General features: G+C 70.4%; 12 protein-coding genes, 1 tRNA gene and 1 pseudogene. 9 read left to right on the forward strand and 5 right to left on the reverse strand.

The window, feature by feature from the left end:
• Positions 1 to 606 precede the first annotated feature (606 nt).
• Positions 607 to 4,635 carry a Pls/PosA family non-ribosomal peptide synthetase gene (locus tag AMK22_RS20670; protein WP_073787063.1) on the forward strand — a complete coding sequence of 1,343 codons (4,029 nt, stop codon included), beginning with the start codon at positions 607 to 609 and terminating at the stop codon, positions 4,633 to 4,635.
• Between the two features lie 111 nt (positions 4,636 to 4,746).
• Here the strand turns inward: AMK22_RS20670 and AMK22_RS20675 are convergent, their stop codons facing one another.
• Positions 4,747 to 4,932: a DUF1737 domain-containing protein gene (locus AMK22_RS20675; RefSeq protein ID WP_073787065.1), complete on the reverse strand. Its 186-nt coding sequence runs from the start codon at positions 4,930 to 4,932 to the stop codon at positions 4,747 to 4,749.
• 866 nt (positions 4,933 to 5,798) lie between these two features.
• Between AMK22_RS20675 and AMK22_RS20680 the strand changes: the two genes are divergently transcribed.
• The 5 genes and pseudogenes from AMK22_RS20680 to AMK22_RS42395 form a co-directional block, all read left to right on the forward strand.
• Positions 5,799 to 5,871: transfer RNA gene (locus tag AMK22_RS20680), tRNA-Arg, on the forward strand.
• A gap of 207 nt (positions 5,872 to 6,078) precedes the next feature.
• Complete coding sequence (locus AMK22_RS20685; RefSeq protein ID WP_073787067.1) at positions 6,079 to 6,393, forward strand: hypothetical protein; 315 nt, start codon at positions 6,079 to 6,081, stop codon at positions 6,391 to 6,393.
• Positions 6,390 to 6,866 (forward strand): hypothetical protein, encoded by a 477-nt coding sequence (locus AMK22_RS20690; protein WP_073787069.1) that lies wholly within the window; start codon positions 6,390 to 6,392, stop codon positions 6,864 to 6,866. Before AMK22_RS20685 ends, AMK22_RS20690 begins: the two co-directional genes overlap by 4 nt.
• 450 nt (positions 6,867 to 7,316) lie before the next feature.
• Complete coding sequence (locus AMK22_RS20695) at positions 7,317 to 9,401, forward strand: restriction endonuclease (RefSeq protein WP_199883277.1); 2,085 nt, start codon at positions 7,317 to 7,319, stop codon at positions 9,399 to 9,401.
• 277 nt (positions 9,402 to 9,678) lie between these two features.
• Positions 9,679 to 9,870: pseudogene (locus tag AMK22_RS42395) on the forward strand (NACHT N-terminal Helical domain 1-containing protein); the annotation flags it as partial.
• 163 nt (positions 9,871 to 10,033) lie between these two features.
• On the opposite strand, the gene AMK22_RS41080 reads toward AMK22_RS42395, so the two are convergent.
• Positions 10,034 to 11,182, reverse strand: coding sequence for an HNH endonuclease signature motif containing protein (locus tag AMK22_RS41080; RefSeq protein ID WP_443333307.1), 1,149 nt, complete (start codon positions 11,180 to 11,182; stop codon positions 10,034 to 10,036).
• A 176-nt stretch (positions 11,183 to 11,358) separates the two neighbouring features.
• Between AMK22_RS41080 and AMK22_RS20710 the strand changes: the two genes are divergently transcribed.
• Entirely contained in the window at positions 11,359 to 12,450 is a 1,092-nt protein-coding gene (locus tag AMK22_RS20710; protein ID WP_073787075.1) for an alpha/beta hydrolase family protein, read from the forward strand.
• Between the two features lie 175 nt (positions 12,451 to 12,625).
• On the opposite strand, the gene AMK22_RS20715 is transcribed toward AMK22_RS20710, so the two are convergent.
• Positions 12,626 to 13,648, reverse strand: a complete 1,023-nt coding sequence (locus AMK22_RS20715; protein ID WP_079186305.1) for an isocitrate lyase/PEP mutase family protein — start codon at positions 13,646 to 13,648, stop codon at positions 12,626 to 12,628.
• Between the two features lie 126 nt (positions 13,649 to 13,774).
• Complete coding sequence (locus tag AMK22_RS20720; RefSeq protein ID WP_073787260.1) at positions 13,775 to 15,592, reverse strand: hypothetical protein; 1,818 nt, start codon at positions 15,590 to 15,592, stop codon at positions 13,775 to 13,777.
• A gap of 445 nt (positions 15,593 to 16,037) precedes the next feature.
• Here AMK22_RS20720 and AMK22_RS41085 point away from each other — a divergent pair, with 445 nt between their 5' ends.
• Positions 16,038 to 16,238 (forward strand): hypothetical protein, encoded by a 201-nt coding sequence (locus AMK22_RS41085; protein ID WP_242434069.1) that lies wholly within the window; start codon positions 16,038 to 16,040, stop codon positions 16,236 to 16,238.
• A 76-nt stretch (positions 16,239 to 16,314) separates the two neighbouring features.
• Here the strand turns inward: AMK22_RS41085 and AMK22_RS20730 are convergent, their stop codons facing one another.
• Positions 16,315 to 18,750 carry a serine hydrolase gene (locus tag AMK22_RS20730; protein ID WP_242434070.1) on the reverse strand — a complete coding sequence of 812 codons (2,436 nt, stop codon included), beginning with the start codon at positions 18,748 to 18,750 and terminating at the stop codon, positions 16,315 to 16,317.
• A 145-nt stretch (positions 18,751 to 18,895) separates the two neighbouring features.
• On the opposite strand from AMK22_RS20730, the gene AMK22_RS20735 reads away from it, so the two are divergent.
• Positions 18,896 to 19,612 carry a GOLPH3/VPS74 family protein gene (locus AMK22_RS20735; RefSeq protein ID WP_073787079.1) on the forward strand — a complete coding sequence of 239 codons (717 nt, stop codon included), beginning with the start codon at positions 18,896 to 18,898 and terminating at the stop codon, positions 19,610 to 19,612.
• Positions 19,613 to 19,655 lie beyond the last annotated feature (43 nt).

A 19,655-nucleotide genomic window follows, 5' to 3' on the forward strand; every position in this document is an offset into this window, starting at 1 on the left:
CCTAGTGCTGTGGCCTTCCGGTCACGGCACTAGCGAGGACCGGGACGTGGGTGGGTGATGCGGCCGTGCCGGATCGCCCGCCCACGACTGCCGGTGCGGTGACGTCGGATCACGGAGCGCCCCACCGCCGTGCCCCGGAGCACGGAAGCGCTCGGCGGCGCCGGTGTCGACGGCCTCCGGCCGTTCGCGACCGAGGATGTCCCGCTGATGGGTCGCACGCCCGCTGACGCGGTTGGCGCGCGCTGACGCGGCTGCCGCGCGCTCCGGCGTCGTGGACGGGAGGAACCGCACGGGCGGCGATCCCTCCTTCAGGTCAACGACACGGTGGCCGTCGTGGTCGATGACACGGCATGGCCGACGGCTGGGTCTATCGTCAGCGGCGTGCTCGCCCTGTGGAGCGCCGACCCGCACCCGGCGGAACGTCGTCCGGGCCATTCCGGTCCGGCTCCCCATGGCGCTCGGTTCTTCCTGCGCGACCGGTCCGCACGCCATTGAGCGCGCCGGTCCACAAGCCGGTGAGCGCAAGGGTGGCGTGCGGAAGGTCAGGGGCTCGCCGGGTCCTCAGCCCGTCCGTCAACGCCCCGCGCAGATGGGAAGGACACGGAGATGTCGGCTGTTCCGGGCTCGTTGCCGTCGCAAGAGGGGCTCCGACGCCTGCACTTCTTCTTCGAATCCTCCTGTGACCGTGTCCCGTCGGCCACGGCACTCGAGTGCGACCACCGGGTACTGACCTACGCCGAGGTCGAGGCGCGTGCCAATCGGCTCGCCCACTTTCTCCACGGACTGGGGATCGGCCCCGGTTCCCGGGTCGCCCTGCTGCTGCCGCGGTCGGTGGAGGGGTATGCGGCGTTGCTCGGGGTGGGGAAGGCCGGTGCGGTGTTCGTTCCGGTCGATCCGGCCTCGCCACCGGACCGGCTCGCCTACATCGCGAAGGACGCGGACGTGGACCTGGTTCTGACCACGTCCGCCCTCGCGCCGACGGCCGCCGGACTCGACCGCCGCGTGATCCGGTTGGACGCGTGCGCCGACGAACTGGTCGCCATGCCCACGGCCCGTCCGCTGCCGGGGCCCACCGGCTCCGGAGCGAAGGACGACGACGCCACCGCGTACATCATGTACACCTCCGGGTCGAGCGGCAGGCCCAAGGGAGTGGAAGTCGCACAGTCGAGCATCTGCAACTTTCTCGACATCGTGCCCCGGGTCTACGACGTGCGGCCGGACGACCGGGTGTACCAGGGCATGACGTTCTCCTTCGACTTCTCCATCGAGGAGATCTGGCCGACGTGGTCGGTCGGTGCGACTCTCGTCGCGGGGCCGGCCGGTCCCGGGCATCTCGGGGCGGACCTCGGCGACTTCCTCGACGACCGGCGGATCACGGTGCTGTACTGCGTACCGACGCTGCTGGAGACGATCCCGCCGGAACTGCCGCGGATCCGCACGCTCGTGGTGGGCGGTGAACCCTGTCCCGCCCAACTCGTCGAGCGGTGGAGCAGGCCCGGACGTCGCATGCTCAACACCTACGGCCCCACCGAGGCCACCGTCACCGCGACCTGGGCGGAGCTGAGTCCGGAACGGGCGGTGACGATCGGCAAGCCGCTGCCGTCCTACCTGGTGGTGCTCCTCGACGAACAGCTGGGAACGGTGCCCGACGGCCAGGTGGGCGAGATCTGCATCGGAGGCCCCGGCGTCGCCCATGGCTACGTCGGACAGCCCGCGCTGACGGCCGACCGGTTCATCGAGCATCCGCTGGCACCGCACGGGAGCCGGCTCTACCGCACCGGCGACCTCGGCCGGAAGGTCGCGAACGGTGAGATCGAGTTCCTGGGCCGGGCCGACGACCAGGTGAAGATCCGGGGCTACCGGGTGGACCTGGGCGAGATCGACAGCGCCCTGCTGGAGGCCCCCGGCGTGGTGGAAGCGGTCACCACGCTGACGGACGCTTCGCACGACGGCGACCGCGGTGACCGCACCGAGGCGGTGGGAACCGGCGAACTGTGCGCCTACGTGGTGCGCGACCCGGACGGTCAGGAGGACGAGCCCGCCTTCGTCGCCGGGCTGTACGACCGTTTGCGGCACAGACTGCCCGTGTACATGGTCCCGGCCTTCCTGGACGTCCTCCCCGCTCTTCCCTCCATGTCCAGCGGCAAGGTGGACCGCAGACGACTGCCCGCGCCGAGCGGCCGGAGGCTGGTCGGCGGCGGCCCGGTCGTGGCGGCCGAGGGCGAACGGGAGACGCGGGTGCGGGACGTCTGGGCGGAGGTGCTCGGGATCCCGCCCGAGGCCCTCTCGGTCCAGGCGGACTTCTTCACCGACCTCGGGGGCCACTCGCTCCTTGCGGCCAAGGTGGTGTCGGCCCTTCGGGACCGCGGCATCGGCGCGAGCGCCACACTGCGCGACCTCTACACGTATCCCACTGTGCGCGGCCTCACCGCCCAGTTGGGCGACGGACCCGGTGCGCAGCACGCGACCACTTCGCCCCGGCCCGATCCGATCCGCCATCGCACCCGCCGGATCGCCGCTGCGGGAACCGCTCAGCTGGGCGTCATCTACCTGATGCTGCTCGTGCTCGCCCTTCCGTTCGCCTATGTGTACAGCCGGCACGGTGGCCAGATCTCGGCCCAGTCCTCGGCGCAGACGACGATCGGCGCCTACCTCAGCTATCTGGGTGTGCGCTGGCTCGCGCCGGTCGCTCTCGTGCGCCCGCTGTCGGCGGGCATCCGGCCGGGCCGCTACCGCTTGTGGGGCCTGGTCTACACACGGCTCTGGACGGTGAACCTGCTGCTCGGCTTCTCTCCGCTCCCGATGCTCAGCGGCTCCCCCCTGATGGCCTGCTACCTGCGCCTGCTCGGCGCCCGCGTCGGACCACGCACGACCATCGCCACCGGCCTGATCACCCTGCCGAGCCTGGTGAGCATCGGCGCCGACGCGTCGATCGGCTACGGCGTCTCCGTCACCCCGTGGCGCGTGTCGGACGGGTGGGTCACCGTCGCCCCGATCGAGATCGGCTCACGCGCCTTCGTCGGAGCGAACGCGGTCCTGGAGCCGGGTGCGCGCATGGGGGCCGGTGCCTCGCTCGGCGAACAGTCCGCCATCGGCCCGGACGAGAGGGTCGCCGCCGGCACCCGCTGGGCCGGTTCGCCCGCGCGCCAGGCGAAGGCGCTGGCCCCCGTGGTCGAGACCATGCTGAACTCCCGTGGTGGCACGGGCCGATGGCGGACACGTCATCTCGTCGCGTCACTCGGCGGCCTGGTGTTCCTGGAGACCGCCGCGGTGGCGACGACCCTCCCGGGAATCGTGCTGTTCTGGTGGGCGATGCTGAACTGGGGCGTCGCGGGCGGCATCGTCGCCACCACGCTGTCCGGTCCCGTGTTCGTGGTCAGCGTCTGCTGCACGGTCGCGGCCGGAAAACGCCTGGTCCTGCCGAGAGCGCCGATCGGCATCCACCCGGTGCGCTCCTGGCTCGGCGTACGCAAGTGGGTGTCGGACAAACTCCTGGAGATCAGTCTCACCTTCACCAACTCCCTGTACGCCACCCTCTACACCGTCCCCTGGCTGAAGCTCCTCGGCGCCCGCATCGGCCGGAGCGCCGAGGTCTCCACCGTCGCGCACATCGACCCGGACCTGCTCACCCTCCACGAGGGCAGCTTCGTCGCGGACCTGGCCAGCATCGGAGGGGCCACGTTCGCGGCCGGCCAGGTGGCGTTCGGCCCCACCGAGGTCGGACGGCGTGCGTTCATCGGCAACTCCGCCCTCCTGCTCACGGGAACGCGGACCGGCCCGGGGTCCCTGGTCGGAGTGGGCACGGTCCCGCCGCAGGACGATGTGGCCGACGGCACCACCTGGCTCGGATCGCCCGCGATGCGTCTGCCCGTACGCCAGAGCAGCGGCTCGTTCCCCGAGGAACTGACGTTCCGCCCCACCCGCCGAGCGGTGCTCCAGCGTCTGGGCATCGAGTTCTTCCGCATCACGATGCCCGCCTCCGCTCTGGGCACGAGCGCCTACCTGTACCTGCAGGCACTGTCCTGGCTGACCGGCCGACCGGGCCTGCTGGTGCCCGTGCTCGCGGCACCGGTCCTCGTGATGGCCGCGAGCCTCGTGGTGATCACGTACTGCGCGGTGGTCAAACGCCTGGTCGTCGGCACCTACCGCGCTCGCGTCGAGCCTCTGTGGAGCCTGTTCGTACGCCGTACCGAGTTCGTCACCGGCCTCTTCGAAGCGGCCGCGGTACCGGTCGGCGCGGGCTTCCTGATCGGTACGCCCTACCTGCCCGTCGTCCTCCGGCTCTTCGGGGCGCAGGTCGGCAGGGGCACCTGGATCGCCACCACCTTCCTCACGGAGTTCGACCTCGTGAGAATCGGGGACGACGCCGCGATCGGCCTGCGCGCGTCGCTGCAGACGCACCTGTTCGAAGACCGCGTCATGAAGATGTCGACGGTCACGGTCGAGAACGGCGCGAGCATCGGCACACGAGCGGTCGTGCTCTACGACTCCGTCGTCGGCGAGGGCGTCCGTCTCGACGCGCTGTCGCTGCTCATGAAGGGCGAGCGCCTCGCACCGGGCACGAGCTGGCGGGGCATTCCCGCGGAATCCGTCGTCGAACGTCACACCCCCCGGATCCCGGAAACAGAGGCATGACACAACGGCCCCGGATCAAGCCCCACTGTTCACCGAACGGCCCACCGGCTCGTGCGAGCTGCTCACCTCACGAGCCGACCACGATCGCGATCGCCACTGCTCGCGAGACCCCTACGATCGCGTCGGCCAGACCAGCGCCTGGGCGACGATGACGCGCTCCCCGTCGAAGGTGACGGCGGGGCCTTCGTGCAGTTCGTAGCCGAGACCGATCGCCTCGCTCACGCGCCGGCAGAACGTCGCGTCGTCCGGTCCGGTCAGGACTCGATAGACGGGCAGTCCGTCTGGTGGTGTGCTCATGAGGGGAAGGATCCCAGACACACCCGCCCACCGAGTCGGCAGGCCGACATCGCCGGTCCGTCGAGGACGGCGTCGAAGGTGTCCCGAATCCTGCGGTGATCGCGCCGAACGCGTCGGCGAGCGCGGAACCCACCAGCAGCAAACCGTTCGTTTCCCGTCTCGGAGGGGCACGATCCGCAGCAGGGGGACGGGTCCGCCGGAGGTGGCCACGACCGGGCCCAGGCTCCACCACCCACAGGGCCCGAGTGCTGCCTCTGCCCGCGCTGCTACGACCATGCGCTGGAGGCCTACGGGACGTGCACCGGCTGCGGCACTGAGCGGCTGACGCCCGGCCTCGCGTCGGACGGCGGCAAGCTCTGAACCGACTGCGCCAGCGGCCTCGGAGACCTCACCTGCGAACGGCGCGGACGAGAGGCCAGGCCACAACCCAGTAGGACCGGCAATCGCCTGCCCTCCGGAGCCGATACCCCTGGCCCGCGGGAAGTGGCTCCTTACTCACGCCCGGCTGGCGACCATCCCGACCTCCGCCCCCAGCCTCGGCACTGACACGCCCATCGAATAGCCAATCGGGCAGAACAGACAAAGCCTCTGGCTGTGATCATGCGTTCCCTCCCTCCTCGTAACCCACACACCGACGAAACAGCAGGCCAGAAGCCCTCCAGACCCGCCCTCGCACGGTCAACCCGATACGGAACCCCCTCCACCAACCCGCATCCGCTACGCTGTCCCTGGTTGGTCACTGGCAAGCCGCACCGTCTGCCCGAGCAAGGCCGCAGAAGGCGCCGCACCCCACCCGACCAGCGGGCTTGTGTACCTAGCTGAAGATCCACTCACCGGGTTTTCTCCAAGGTTTCCTACAAGCCCCCGCCTTCGTAGCTCAGGGGATAGAGCACCGCTCTCCTAAAGCGGGTGTCGCAGGTTCGAATCCTGCCGGGGGCACAACGCATTACCGCTCTGACCTGGGGTTTCTTCCCCAGGGAGAGTTCTTTTCGGCCTCGGACGTCCTCGTCCGGGGCCGTTTCGCGTGAGCGGATGGGGCGCCGGACCCCGATGCTTCCCCGGATCTCTCGGCACTGTCTGGGACGGACTCCGAGCGGGTCCCTCCGCTTCGTCGCGCAAGCGCGGGGCGCTTCGTCCGTGCGCGCGATGGCTCCCGACGCCGATCTGGTCTATGTGGCGGCGCCGAAGGCGAGCCCCACCCCGAAGACGATGTTCGACGCGGTGGCGAAGGGGGTCGACGGCCGGCTGGCGGATGCCGTCTCCGACTCCTGGTATCTGGGGGTGGAATCACAGATGTCGGGTGACGTGACGGCGAGCATGCACCGCCTCTTCGGCCTGGGCGCCGTGGAAGGCATCGGGTTCACCTTCGCCTCCGGCGACGCGGGCGATTCCACGGGACCCGGGGCGACATCCCGCGTGACCGCCTGGCCGTCGAGTACCCGGCGTCGGACCCGTTGGTGACCGCCGTCGGCGGTACGAGCCTGATCCTCGACCGGAACGGACGCCTCCGATACGAGACCGGCTGGGGCAACGCCGTGAACTGGTACGACAGCAAGGCGGGCACCTGGGAAACCGCTCTGCCGGGCTACGACGACGGCGGCTCGGGAGGCGGCACCAGCGATCTCTTCCCCCGGCCGTCCTACCAGGACGGGATCACCCCGGCCGACGCCCGGTCGATCCCCGACATCAGCGCCGACGGCGACCCGGATACCGCGATGCAGATCGGTTGCCTCAACACCTCGGACACGCCGGGGCGCGACGAGGTCAACCAGGTCGGCGGCACCGGCGCCTCGGTCCCGCTCATGGCCGGAATGCGGGCTGTCCTGAATGAGCGGAACCAGCGCCCCACAGCCAAGAGCCACGGCTGCTCGAATCGCCCTGGCGGCGAGAGACCGTGGGTCCGGATACCGGCCTCGCCGCAAGCTCGTGCGTGAGCCGTGTGTGAGCCATGCGCGAGCCGTGTGAGCCGCGCGTGAGCAGACAGTGGCACATGAGGTACCCGAGGGCGGCTCCGGCGGCCCTACCGGAGCACAGCGGAAAAGCAGGTCAGGAAGCCTTCCGCCCAGCGGGCGGGAGGCTCCTGCGCTCGAACGGGCCATCGCGCTCCTCGTCCGTCGACCGGGGCCGGTCTCGATGAGGTGCAGCAGCGACCAGGCTGCCTCGTAGCGATCAGCCTTCCGCTCGTCGCGCCCGACCGCCGAACTGCCCTCTCCCTGCGCTCCGATCCTCCGGACTTCCGCCCACCCCTGGCGAAATGCTGCAATCTGCGGCAACCGGATGGGCGAGTCCGTGGTTGCCGACTAGAGTCGGCCCATCACCGCTGGTTATGGGGCCAGGGCCTGGTGCAGGGGTGCCGGGTGCCTGGTGGGGAGGGCCTGCAGAGCATGAGTCGTCGCTCCAATGGGTTGGTCGGTATCTGGGCCGAGGCGCAGCGCCAACAGCAACGCCGACTGGAGGCGCAAGCCAGGTATCAACGGGATCAGGAGCGACAACAACGCGCTTATGACAGGGAGTTGGCACGAGCCCAGCGTGAGCAGCGGGCGGCTTACCGGCAGCATCGCGAGGCGGAGGCCAGGCGACGTACGGAGGAACTCGACGCGCGCGTCGAGTCGTTACAGGGGCTGCTGGCGGAGGGGTGTCGGGCCCCGGCCTTCAGAGCGGGCGCACTGACCCGGCCCGAACAGGTCGAGGCGTTCTCCCCGGGGCAGCTCGCCCATCCGATCCGGATGCCGGACCCGAACCAGTACCAGCCGCAAGGCGGTTGGGCGGCCTCGCGACGAGCCCAGGCCCAGGCGGAGGCACAGTCCCGGTTCGAGCGCGACTGGCACGCCGCACAGGCGGCGGAGGCGCAGCGCAGGCAGCAGTTGGCCGCCTACCAGCTTCAGTACCAGCATTGGGCCGACGCACAGTTGGCGGAGATCCGACGGCACAACGCCGGTATCGCAGAGATGACGGCGGGGCTTCGCAACAAGGATCCCGAGGCCGCGGTGGAGTACTTCTCCGCCGCTCTCTACGCCTCCACCTCATGGCCCGATGACCTGCCGCGCCAGGTGTCGGCCGCGTACGACTCCGCCGCACGCCAGCTCGTACTGAACTGGGAACTGCCGAAGTACGACGTCGTCCCGGAGACGAAGTCGGTGCGCTACATGCCCACCGCCGACCAGGAGAAGGAAACGGCCCGGCCCGTGGCCCAGCGCCGCTCCCTGTACCGGGACGTGCTCGCGCAGTGCCTCCTGCTGGTTCTGCACGACCTCTTCGGGGCGGACGAGTTCGGCGCGCTGGAATCGGTCGCCCTGAACGGATTCGTGGACGACCACGACCCCGCGACCGGCAGACGGACGCACATGTTCCTGGCCACCGTCATGGCCACGCGTTCCACCTTCGCCGAACTGCACCTGGAACAGGTGAATCCTGTCGACTGCCTGGTGAACGGCCTGCGGGGACAGCTGTCGGCACGCCCCGACCAGTGCGCGACGGTGCGCCCCGTACGGGTTCCCGAGGATGTCGGCGACGGTGTCGTCACGCACGGTGGGGACGAGGAGCCGGACCTGTACGAGATGGATCCGATCGCCTTCGAGTCCTTGGTCGCGGACCTCTTCCGGGCCATGGGCATGCAGGCGGTGACGACTCAGCGCTCCAACGACGGCGGCGTGGACGTCGACGCCCTGGACCCGGCCCCGATTCGCGGCGGCAAGATCGTCGTGCAGGTCAAGCGCTACCGGAACACCGTGCCTCCGACCGCGGTACGTGACCTGTACGGCACCGTCCAGGACGCAGGTGCCAACAAGGGCGTCCTGGTCACGACGTCCCGGTTCGGCCCGGGCTCGCACACCTTCGCCAACGGGAAGCCCCTGGAACTGGTCTCGGGCCCCGAACTCGTCGACCTGCTCCACCGCCACGGACTGCGCGGACGGCTGGGCAGTGGCGAGCGCGCCGTACCGGCTCCGCGGACGGCACCCGACGACGAGCCCGCGGCCGGGGCCGACGACCACAACGTGCTGGGCATGTACTGGGCCGGGGGCGTCGCGCTGGACGTGTGCGCGCTCGTCTGCCGGGGCAGCAGTGTCCTGGACGACGACCACTTCGTCTTCTTCAACAACCCTCGAACGCCCGACGGCGCGGTCCGTGCGCTTCCCCCTGGCGCACCCGACAGGGCTGCCATCCGCGTGGCCTTCGACGCGCTCCCCGAGCGGGCCGACCGCCTCGTCATCGTCGCCGCGGTCGATCCCGAGCTCAATCCGGCGGCAGACCTGTCGGGGTTCACTCAGGCGGGCATCCGGCTGCTCGACTCCGAGGGCACCCAACTGGACCGGCTGGAGGTCTCCGACGGCCGCCCCCACGAGACGGCCCTGGTGCTCGGCTCCTTCCGCCGCCGTGCCGGAGGCGACTGGGACTTCGTGGTCGGCGGCAAGGGGTACCGGGGCGGCCTGGAGGAGCTGGTCCAGGAATACGGCATCGAGGTGGCCTGACGGGCTGGGGGCCGGGGGCCAGGGAGGCCAGGGGCCGGGGAGGCCAGGGGCCGGGGAGGCCAGGGGCCGGGGAGGCCAGGGGCCGGGGAGGCCAGGGGCCGGGGAGGCTGGCTGCCGGGACGGCCAGGGGTGGCCTGACGGTCCGGTCCGAATGGGCCCGAGCGGCAGCCGACCGACAGCGTCGACATGCCGCTGTCAGTCGGCTGCCACAGTCCATGCCCGTGGCGGCGCGTAGAAAGAGCGGGATCCGCTGATCGCTGAGACGGCGGCGCTGCGGCTGGGCACGGCGGTGGCGAACGCCGCGGGCCAGTGGTGGCTTGGCAGCGGACGGCGGGAGCAGGAACGTGCGCTGCCCATGGAGGAGCTGGTCCGTGTACGGGTGCCGGGTGTGCGGCTCCAGCGCGAGGTCCGGCAGCAGTTCGAGCAGATCACGAATGCGGTGTTCGACCGGCTGGAGCCGTATCTCAAGCACGCGTTCCGGACCCCGGGTACGCGTCTCGGTCGCCTACGTCAGCCTGCGGGCCGACGGGGACGACGGGAGGCGGCGGCCGGCGCGGAATGGCTGCGCGCCGAGGACTTCACCGCCCCGCGACCGTCACGCCTTTGCGCGGTTCGCGAACCTGACTCACTTGTCACTCTCCAAGTGCCACACCTCCGACGGCAGTCGTACCACCGCCCTGGACATCCCCGACGTACTCGTCGAGATCGCCTGACGGCATGGCGGCGCGGAAAGGCTGCGTTTCCTCTGCGCTCCGGCTCAGGGCGGCATGGCGTTCCGCCGCCACCGCGAGCAGGACGGCGCGGAGCGCTTCCCGGGTGCTGCCTCGTGTCTTCACGGCGTGACAGTTCGGGCAGAGGGCCACCATCTGCATCGGGTGGTCACGTCCGCCGAGAGCCAGGCCCACGACATGGTCGACCTCGATGATCGGCAGACGGGCATCGGTCACGTCGGTGGGCTGGCCCGTGCAGTGCGGATTCTCGCAACGGCCCTGGCTGCGAGACAGAACCGCCGCGCGGGCCGAGGCCGAACGGATCGGGTTGCGTACGGTCCGGGTGGCCCGCTTTCCGTGGTTCTCCGCCTCCCTGTGCTCGACGATTCGGCAGAGGCGCTCGTACCGGGCGGCCTCGACCGGCCACCGTTCCGACTCCTCCGGCTCCTCCGGTTCCTCCGATCGGTCCGCCCGATCCGCCCGGTCCTGTGGATGCGGTGGGTCCTCGGCTGCCGCGTCCTCGGCCACCCCGTCGTCGTACAGGCCGACATCGGCGAGAAGTTCCTCGTACTCAAGGCCGTCGAAGAACCTGCACAGCAATTGGTCGATCACGGCGAGCCGGGCCTCGCCCGACCGGTTCAGTAGGTCGTACACCGGCTCGATAAGGCCGCCGACCGGCTGGTTGTCGGCGAACCAACTCCGGAGCCCGGAGTCGCCGTGGGCGGTGGGCACGTCTCCCGCGACCCCGGGAAGGGACCAGAGCCCGGCCCGGTGCAGGGCCGCCACGGGGTAGTCGGGACGCGGGCGCTCCCCTCTCATGCCGTGGCGTTTCAGGAGCACCCGGACGGCCTCCTCCGTCTCGCCCCAGGACAGCAGCCGCGGTTCGCCCCGGTGAGCGCGGCCGATGGCCCAGAGCAGGGTGAAACGCGGGCCCGCGAGTCGACGTCGACGATGTCGAGCCGGACGCGTCGGCAGCCGTGGTCGGCTGCCAGGGCGGGCGATCTCCTGCAACAGCACGCCGGCGATCCCGCGACCGCGGCGCACCGGGCTCACCGCGCTGCCGTCCATCACGAGTTCACCCTCCCTGCCCTTCTGAACTCCTCACCCTTCACAGCCCTTTTTCGATCTTTTCCACCATCTCGCTCCCGCGGCTCACCCGGGCGGCAGTTGCCAACCCCCTCCCTTCAAGTCTAATACGTTCGTAAAATTTACGAGCGTTTTGAATTCGATAGAAAAGGTGGTGGATCATGCCGCTCGGGAGACGCGCCGGAGCGGGCCGACGCCGCAGGTGGCGGGTGCTGGCGGGGGTGCTGATCACGCTGTCGCTGCTGGCCGCCTCGGCGGTGGCGGTCGTGGTCTGGCAGAACGACTACGACCTGCGCGAGGGACACGTCACTCTGCGGCACGGAGACACGACGCTCGACGGGGTGCTGGCGCTGCCCGGGTCGGGGGACGGACCGTTCGGGCTGGTCGTCTTCGTGCACGGGGACGGGCCGATGGACGCGACGCACGACACGTTCTACCGGCCGACCTGGGAGTCCTTCGCCCGCGCCGGATGCGCCTCGCTGTCCTTCAGCAAGCCCGGCGTGGCGGGCTCGGAGGGCAACTGGCTGGACCAGAGCATGGAGGACCGGGCCGACGAGACCTTGGCCGCCGTGGCGTGGGCCCGCGCCCGACCGGACATCGACGGCCGCCGCATCGGCCTGTGGGGAGCCAGCCAGGCGGGCTGGGTGATGCCGAAGGTGGCCGCGCGCGATGCCGGGCTGCGGTTCGTCATCGCGGTCGCTCCCGCCATCGACTGGCAGCGGCAGGGGCGGTACAACCTCCTCGCGGAGCTACGCCGCGACGGCGCCTCCGACGAGGAGCGGGCCGCCGCGCTGCACCGCCGGGAGACGATGCTGCGGCTGCTGCGCAGGGGCGCTTCCGTCGAGGAGTACCACAGCGCGATGAGGAACGCCGAGGGCCCCGAGGGCTCCGGGGGCAACGAGGACATGACAGCAGACCGTTGGCGGTTCATCGCCAAGAACTACACCTCCGACGCCACCGCGGACCTGCGGGCGATGCGTGGTACGTCCGTCCTGCTGGTTCTGGGCGGTCACGACACCAACGTGGACGTCGCCGAGACGGAGCGGACCTACCGCGCGATCCTCCCGCCCGGAACCCTTGAGGTGCGGAAGTTCCCGGACGCCACGCACTCCCTGGTGAGGCATGACATCGAGCGCTCCGACACCGCTCTCACCCTGGCCGCGCTGTTCGCGCCCCGAGCCCTGTTCGCCGACGGAGTCCTCACCGGTCAGCGCCGCTTCCTGGAGCGTCTGGGACAGACGGAACGGACGTGACGGCCGACGCGGACGGAGCAGAAAGGGCAGTCGGAGCTGTGGCCGGGACAGGCGGAGCAGCTGGAGCAGCAGCCGGGACAGACGAAGCAGCCGGAGCGGCCGGGCCGGATTGAACGGTCGGCGCAGACAGGGCAGCCGGAGCAGACGGAGCAGCGGCCGGAGCCCCGGGGGCCGCTCAACCACTCAGGGCCCGTACCCACGCATACGTAGGCACGCTGCCGTCCGCCACGGGAATGTCCGCCACGGACCGGCCCACGGGAATGTCCGCCGCGGACCGGCCCACGGGGACGTCCACCGCGGACCCGCCCGCGCGGATGTCCGTCGCCGCGCGCACCGCCGCGCCGAGCGCCGTCCGGAACAGCAGCGATCCGAGACTCACCCGGCGTACGCCCAGATCACCGAGCTGGGAAACGGTCGGCCCGGAAGGGCTGTAGAGGATGTTGAGCGGCACTTCGAGCCGCTTCACCAGAGCGGCGATCGCCACGGGGGCGGCCAGCCCCGGCACGAACACACCGTCCGCGCCCGCCTGTTCGTACGCGTGGAGCCTGAGCTCCGTCTCCTCCGCTGCCCGGTCGACGCCCAACCAGTACGTGTCCGTACGGGCGTTGACGAAGAGCTCCGGCACGGCGGACTTCACCGCCGCGATCTTCGCCGTATGCACCTCCGCCGGAGCGAGTGTGCCGTCGGGACGGCCGTCCTCCAGGTTGATGCCGACCGCCCCGGCGTCCGCGAGCTCGCGGGCCAGTTCGGCGACCTCGCCGGGATCGTCGCCGAACCCGCCCTCCACATCCACCGACAGCAGATACGGCTCCTGCCCGAGCCGCCGGGCCAGTAGCAGCGTCTCCGCCCGGGTCGCCCCGGTACCGTCCGGCACGCCCACCGAGGCCGCCACTCCGAGACTGGTCGTCCCGATGGCCGGGAAGCCCTGCGCGGCGAGGGCGGACGCCGAGGCGTGGTCCCAGGCGTTGGGGATCAGGAGCGGTGATCCGGCCGCACGATGCAGTGCGGCGAAGGCCCCAAAGGACTCAAAGGCATCAAAGGGCTCAAAGGCATCGACGGAGAGAGCGGACGGGCCGGACGAGGCGGGCCGCGCAGACGAGAGGGACGAGGGCGGCAGCGCAGACGAGACGGACAGGGCAGGCGGGACGGATGGAACGGACGAGACAGGGAAGGCGGACGGGTCAGGGCTGGGTGTCATGCCCCGACGCTAGGCCGGGGACGGTTCGGTGAAGGCCGAACCGTCCCCGCTGTGCCCTCTGGCAGCCCGAGACATCGACGTACCGGGCGCGGGCACGAACGAAAAGCCGTCGCATCGGCATCCGGCTCAGCGCAGCTCGTCCGGGCACGGCGTACCGGGCAGCAGCTGGTAGGGCGCGGCCAACCGGTACACGCCCGGCCTCGGCGCGAGCAGTTCCGTCCACTCGTCGCCGTCCGCGTTCTCCTCGACCTTGGACAGGCAGCCATTGGTGTTGACGAAGGTCCGGCGGCCGCTCTCGTCCGCGCGCCCCTTGGACTCCTCGGTCTCCTGGGGTCGCTCGACGCTCTTGCCCGTGTCGTCGACGAGGGCCAGCCAGCGCGAGTACGGGACACGGATCAGTATCCGACCGGGCGTCTTCACACGGATGGTCAGCTCCTCCGCGGCGGCCCGCTCGACCGTGGCCGGCGGATCGGCCAGCGGAACCGGGTCGTCGACCTCGAAGAGCCGCCAGTTGGCATCCGACCAGACCCGCTTCAGGTACGGCAGCCCGGCATCGACCAGTTCCGCTTCCTGCACCGCACCGCTGGAATCCGGCGTCCCCTTGGGCAGCACCACGTAGTGCACGGCCCAGCGGTCGAGCCACTGCCGGTAATTGGCGCTGTTCAGGGTGTCGTCGTAGAAGAGCGGGTTGCGCTCCATGTCCGCCTGCCGGTTCCAGCCCCGGGCCAGGTTCACGTACGGCGCGAGCGCCGACGCCTCCCGGTGGCTGCTCGCGGGCACGACCTCGACCCTCCCGCGCTCCGCCCCGACCTCCTGGAGCTGATGGACCAGCGGGGCCAGCTCGCGCGTCCAGGAGGCGGCCGGGGCGGTCCGTACGACATCGTCGACGCTCTTGAACCCGATCCAGAAGTTCATCCCGACGAATGCGAGCACCAGCGCGTACCAGCGCCGGGAGCGCGGCGCGGTGTACGGCAGCGCGGCGAGCAGCACCACACCGGCGAACAGCATCGCCATGCGGGTGATGTTCGACCCGATCTGCGAGTCGAACACATAGGTCAGGAGCGTCCCCACGGCGTACACGGCGGCCACGGTGCGGACCGTCTTCCAGTCGCGCGGCACGAGGACGAAGACGAGCACCGCGAAGAGGAAGGGGAGCGACAGCGTCGCCAGCGACATGGGCTGCGTGCCGGAGAACGGGAACAGCAGCGCGGACACGGCCACGACCGCGACCGGTGCCAGCCCCAGGGCGTACGCGCCGGGGCGTCGCTTGTTCAGGAAGAGCGCGGCGGCGACCATCCCGAGGAAGAGCCCGGCCACGGGGCTGCCGGCGGTCGCGAGCCCGGCGAGCGGGACGGCGACGGCGGCCTTCGCCCAACGCCTGTGCCGCCACCGGTGCGGCCAGCAGAACACCGCGGCGACCGCGCCGACCGCGAACATCATGCCGAGCCCGAAGGTCACCCGCCCCGACACCGCGTTGCACACGTACGCGAACACTCCGGCGAAGGAACAGGCCAACGGGTTGCGGACGGCCCGGACCCGGACCAGGACCAGCGCGGTCAGCCCGGCCGACACCGTCCCGGCGACCATCATCGTGGTACGCACACCGAGCACCGACATCACGTACGGCGAGACCACGCTGTACGAAACGGGGTGCATGCCTCCGTACCAGGCGAGGTTGTACGCCGTACCGGGATGCCGGCCGACGAACTCGGCCCAGGCGTCCTGCGCCGCGAGGTCGCCACCGCTGTTCGCGAAGACGAAGAACCAGAGCACATGCGCGGCGCCCGCGACCAGGGTCGTCAGCAGGACCGGATGGCGGCGGCATCGCTCCCTGAAACGGCCCGCCCGGCCCCTCTCCCCCGGTACGCCGGCCCGCGCGGAACCCTCGGCCGAGTCCGCACCGGCTGGAGGACGCTTCGCCCATGTGGGCTCAGCAGTGGTCACTGCGACTCTCTCCCGTCCTCGCCCCGACGCGCCGGAACCGACGATCTGCTGCACGGGCGTCATTGCCGGAAGACGCGTCCTTCTGTCCCCACGTTGCTCCGGGGACGCTAGCACGAGGGATTTCGCCCCGTCCGGACGGTTTCCGGCAAACCCCGTCCGAGTGCTTTCCGTCGATCAAGGGCTCTTCGCGCCATGCGGTCGACCGGGTACCTGACCGAGATGGACCGGACGCATCTGGCAGAACCGGGAGGTCAGCCGAGGCACGTTCACGCTTGCCGCCGTAACTGGCACGCTACTCGTTGCCGGTACGACGGCTCCGGCCTACGCGGCACCCAGCCCCGCCTCTCTCTGCGGTTCTGGCTACAGCGTCATCGATTCCCACGCGCTTTCCTCGAGCCCCGCGGCAACGACATACCTCCTGTGGAACGGCAGCACGAACTGCGTCGTGACCATACGAGGAACCGCAGGCGGCGCCACCCTGATGCACGCCAAGGTCAAGGTGGAGGGTGGAAGCTGGAAGGTGGACGAGGGCAACTACACCTCGTACGCCGGTCCCGTCCGGGTTGCCGGGAGCGGCAAGTGTGTGATGTGGGGCGGCGGCATCAATGAGGCCTCCTACACCAGCAACTGGGAACACTGCGGCTGACCTCACGGTCGAACGGACGGTGGCTCTGGGGGCAAAGCCCCCAGAGCCACCGTCCGTTCGACACTGATGCAGCGGATCAGCCGAGCCGGGTCAGTTTCTGGCCGAAGCCCGGGGACTTCAGTTCCTCCTGGAGGGCCACCGGGGCACTGACCTTGCCCGGTCCGGTGCCCACGGTCACCACACCCACCTCGGTGCCTGTCGAAGCGCTGTTCGGGACCCTCTTGCCGTTGTCCGAGATGGAGAGCTCCACCTTGAGACCCGGCCAGCCCTTCGCCTTCAGGTCGCGGGTCGCGACCACCGGGGTACGACCGCCAAGGCCGTCGTCCACGTATCCGACGACGTCCCCCTTCTTCACGACCTGGGCCGACGTGACCGCCTTCTGCGCGCCCTTGATCACCTTGAGGCTGTTCTCCAGCGACATGACGAGGCTGTCGTACGGCTGGCCGGTACCCGCCTGCTGCCCCATGACGGCGCCGTAGATCCAGAGCTTCTTCCCGTCGACGACGGTGTTCGCGGACCAGAGCAGGTTGCCGCCGGCCGGGGTGGACGAGCCGGTCTTGATGCCGCTCACCCCCGGCTCCAGCAGAATCGTGTTGTTGTTGTAGATCACCTGGTCGATGCCCGGAATCTTTATCTGCGGGGTGTCGACGATCTCCCGGAACACGTCGTTCTGCATGACCGCCCGGCCCAGCTTGATCTGGTCCTCGGCGGTGGAGACGGTGGACTTGTCCAGGCCGCTCGGGTCGGTGTACCTGGTATTCGTCATGCCGAGTTCCTTGGCCGCGGCATTCATCTTCGCCACGAACTCCTTCTCGGACGGGGAGTCCCAGCGGGCGAACAGCCGCGCCGCGTTGTTGCCCGAGGGAATCATCAGCAGCTGGAGCAGCTGCTTCTGAGTGAACTGCTGGCCCTTCGTGATCGGCGCCGTCGACTCGTCCTCACGCTTGGACTCGTCCTCCGCCTGCTGGTCGACGGTGATCTTCTCTCCCTCTTCCTTGCCGGTGAGGGGGTGGTCCTTGAGGACCACGTACGCCGTCATGACCTTGGCGACACTGGCGATGGGCGCGGGCTTCTGCGCTCCCGCACTGCCCATCGAGCCGATGCCGTCCACGCTCACCGCGGACTGCCCCTGCGACGGCCAGTCGAGCTCCGGGCGCTGCCCCTTGAAGGTGTAGGCGGACTCCACCGACAGGCCCAGCTCGGGGTCCGGGAGCGGGCGCACCATCTGCACGATCGCAAAGACGACCAGCAGGAGCAGGACCAGCGGCGTCCAGATCTTGACCCTGCGGACGGCTACGCGGACCGGCGTTTCCGGCGGCGGGGGCGTGTTCGTCAGCTCGGCCAGCAGGTCGAGCGGCGGCTTGGGCGGCATCGGCTGCTGCGTCGTCCGCTCGGCGGTGACGAACGAGGGCGCGGCGGGGTGTGCGCCGGGCGTCGCCACGGAGGCGCCCGCCGGTTCCTTCGCCGGTCGTATGTCGTCCTGCCGCAGGGGTACGAACTTGCTCGTCCGCTCGGCGTCGGACTCGGGCTTCGGCTCCGAGCCCGGCTTCGTCCTCGACGGGGGCGGGGTGACCTTCAGCGCGGTCGTCGGCTGGTCGGCCCCAGCGGCGGGCGTCCTGAAGACGGCGGTCGGCTGATCGACCCCGCGCTCGTCGCCGTTGGCCTCCTTGGCGTCCTTGGCGTCCTTGGCGTCCTTGGCGTCCTTGGCGTCCTTGGTCCCCGTGTCGCCCTGGGGTGCTTCGTCGGCGTCGGCCTCGGTGTCCTTGTCGGCGTCGGCCTTGGAGTCCCCGGAGTTCCTGGAGCCCTTGTCCCCCTCTTCGGTCTCATCGGCAGCCTCGGAGTCGGCCTCCTCGCCATCCGTACGCTCCGCTCCCGCGTCCTCGGCCGGCGCGGGCTCCACGGCGTCGTCGTCGCTCTTCGGACCGTCGTCCTTGGCCACCCAAGCCGCGACCGCCTCACGCAGCCGCGCGTCACCCGGCTCGGGCTTCACGGCGTCCGCGTCGGCAGCACCGCCGGAGCCCTTCGAACCCTCGGCACCGGCGTCGGACGCCCCCGCCGAATCCTCCGGGCTCTCCGAACCTTCCGAAGTCGCCTGCCTCTCCGCGTCCTTCCGGCCCTCGGCAGCGCGCCCCGCCGCATCGGAGCTGTCGGGGCCATTGGAGTCGTCGGAGCCGTCGGAGCCACCAGAGCCCTCGGCGCGCGCCGACGACGGCGTGCGGAAGACGGCCGTCGCCGTGTCCGCCCTGCCGTTCCCGGTGCCCTGGGCGTCCGCGCCCTCGTCCCCGCTGTCACCGTCGCCGGACGGCCCGGTGCGGAGGACGGCCGTCGCGGTGTCCGTGGCGCCGCCTCCCTCGCCCCCGGCGGACTCTTCGCGGAAGACGGCGAGCCGCGGATCACTCTCGCTCCGAGCCGTGCCCGACGACTTCTGCTGCTTCGACCTGTCGGGGGACTCGCCCGCCACCGATGCCTCCTCCATGCGCCGCGGGGTGGATTCCCGCGCTGTCCGAACCATCTACCAGTGTCCTGTGTGAACCACCGGCCTCGGCTGCTAGACGAGAACGACATACCTACTGGTTCCCATACAAAGCACCCAGGCACTCTCGACAGACCAATGTGAGAGGGGTCACCCTGTCATTCATCCACGCGGGGAGGCATGGATGGGCAGGAGCCGCAGAACAATTCCGGAGGAGCTTCTGCTGCTCGCTCTGGACCCGGCCACGGGTACCACAGCGCAGCCGCAGTCGCTCGACCTCGGCCTCGCCGGAGCTCAGCTAGTGGAGCTGGCTCTGGCAGGACGGATAGCCCCTGACGGGGATCGTATCGCCGTGGTGATGCCGCGGCCGACAGGAGATCCGACTCTGGACTCCGCACTGGAACTGCTGCGCCGACGCGGCAGTCCGGTCCGGGCGGTCCACTGGATCGGCGGACCCCGGCTGGGGCTCCGTCAGATCTACCTCGCGCATCTGGAGCGGTGCGGCATGGTGCATGCCGTGGCGGGCCAGATGTGCGGAGTACTGCCGACGACTCGCTACCAGGCGACGGACACGGCAATCAGCCGGGACATCAGGGCCAGGCTGGACAGCGCGATCCGCACCGGCGTACCGCCGGACCCGCGGACCGCGGCGCTCGCCGCACTGGCCCACGCGGTCGGACTCGGCAAGCATCTGTACCCCGGGAACGAGGGGCGTTCATCCCGCTCCCGGCTCCGGGACCTGATCAGGCACGACCCGATGGGCGGACTCGTGGCACATGCCGTGATGGACGTCCAGAACGGAGCGGTCGCGCAACCGCGCCGCACCCAGGCGGGCGGAATGCCGTTGCAACCGCAAGCGCAGTCGCGTCGCGGCCGCATGGCGCACACCGCGGCCCGCTAGGGCCGTACCGGCCCACGCACCGCACCACCGCCGCACACGAGCA

The sequence above is a fragment of the Streptomyces sp. CB01580 genome, from assembly GCF_001905795.1.
Taxonomy (GTDB): domain Bacteria; phylum Actinomycetota; class Actinomycetes; order Streptomycetales; family Streptomycetaceae; genus Streptomyces.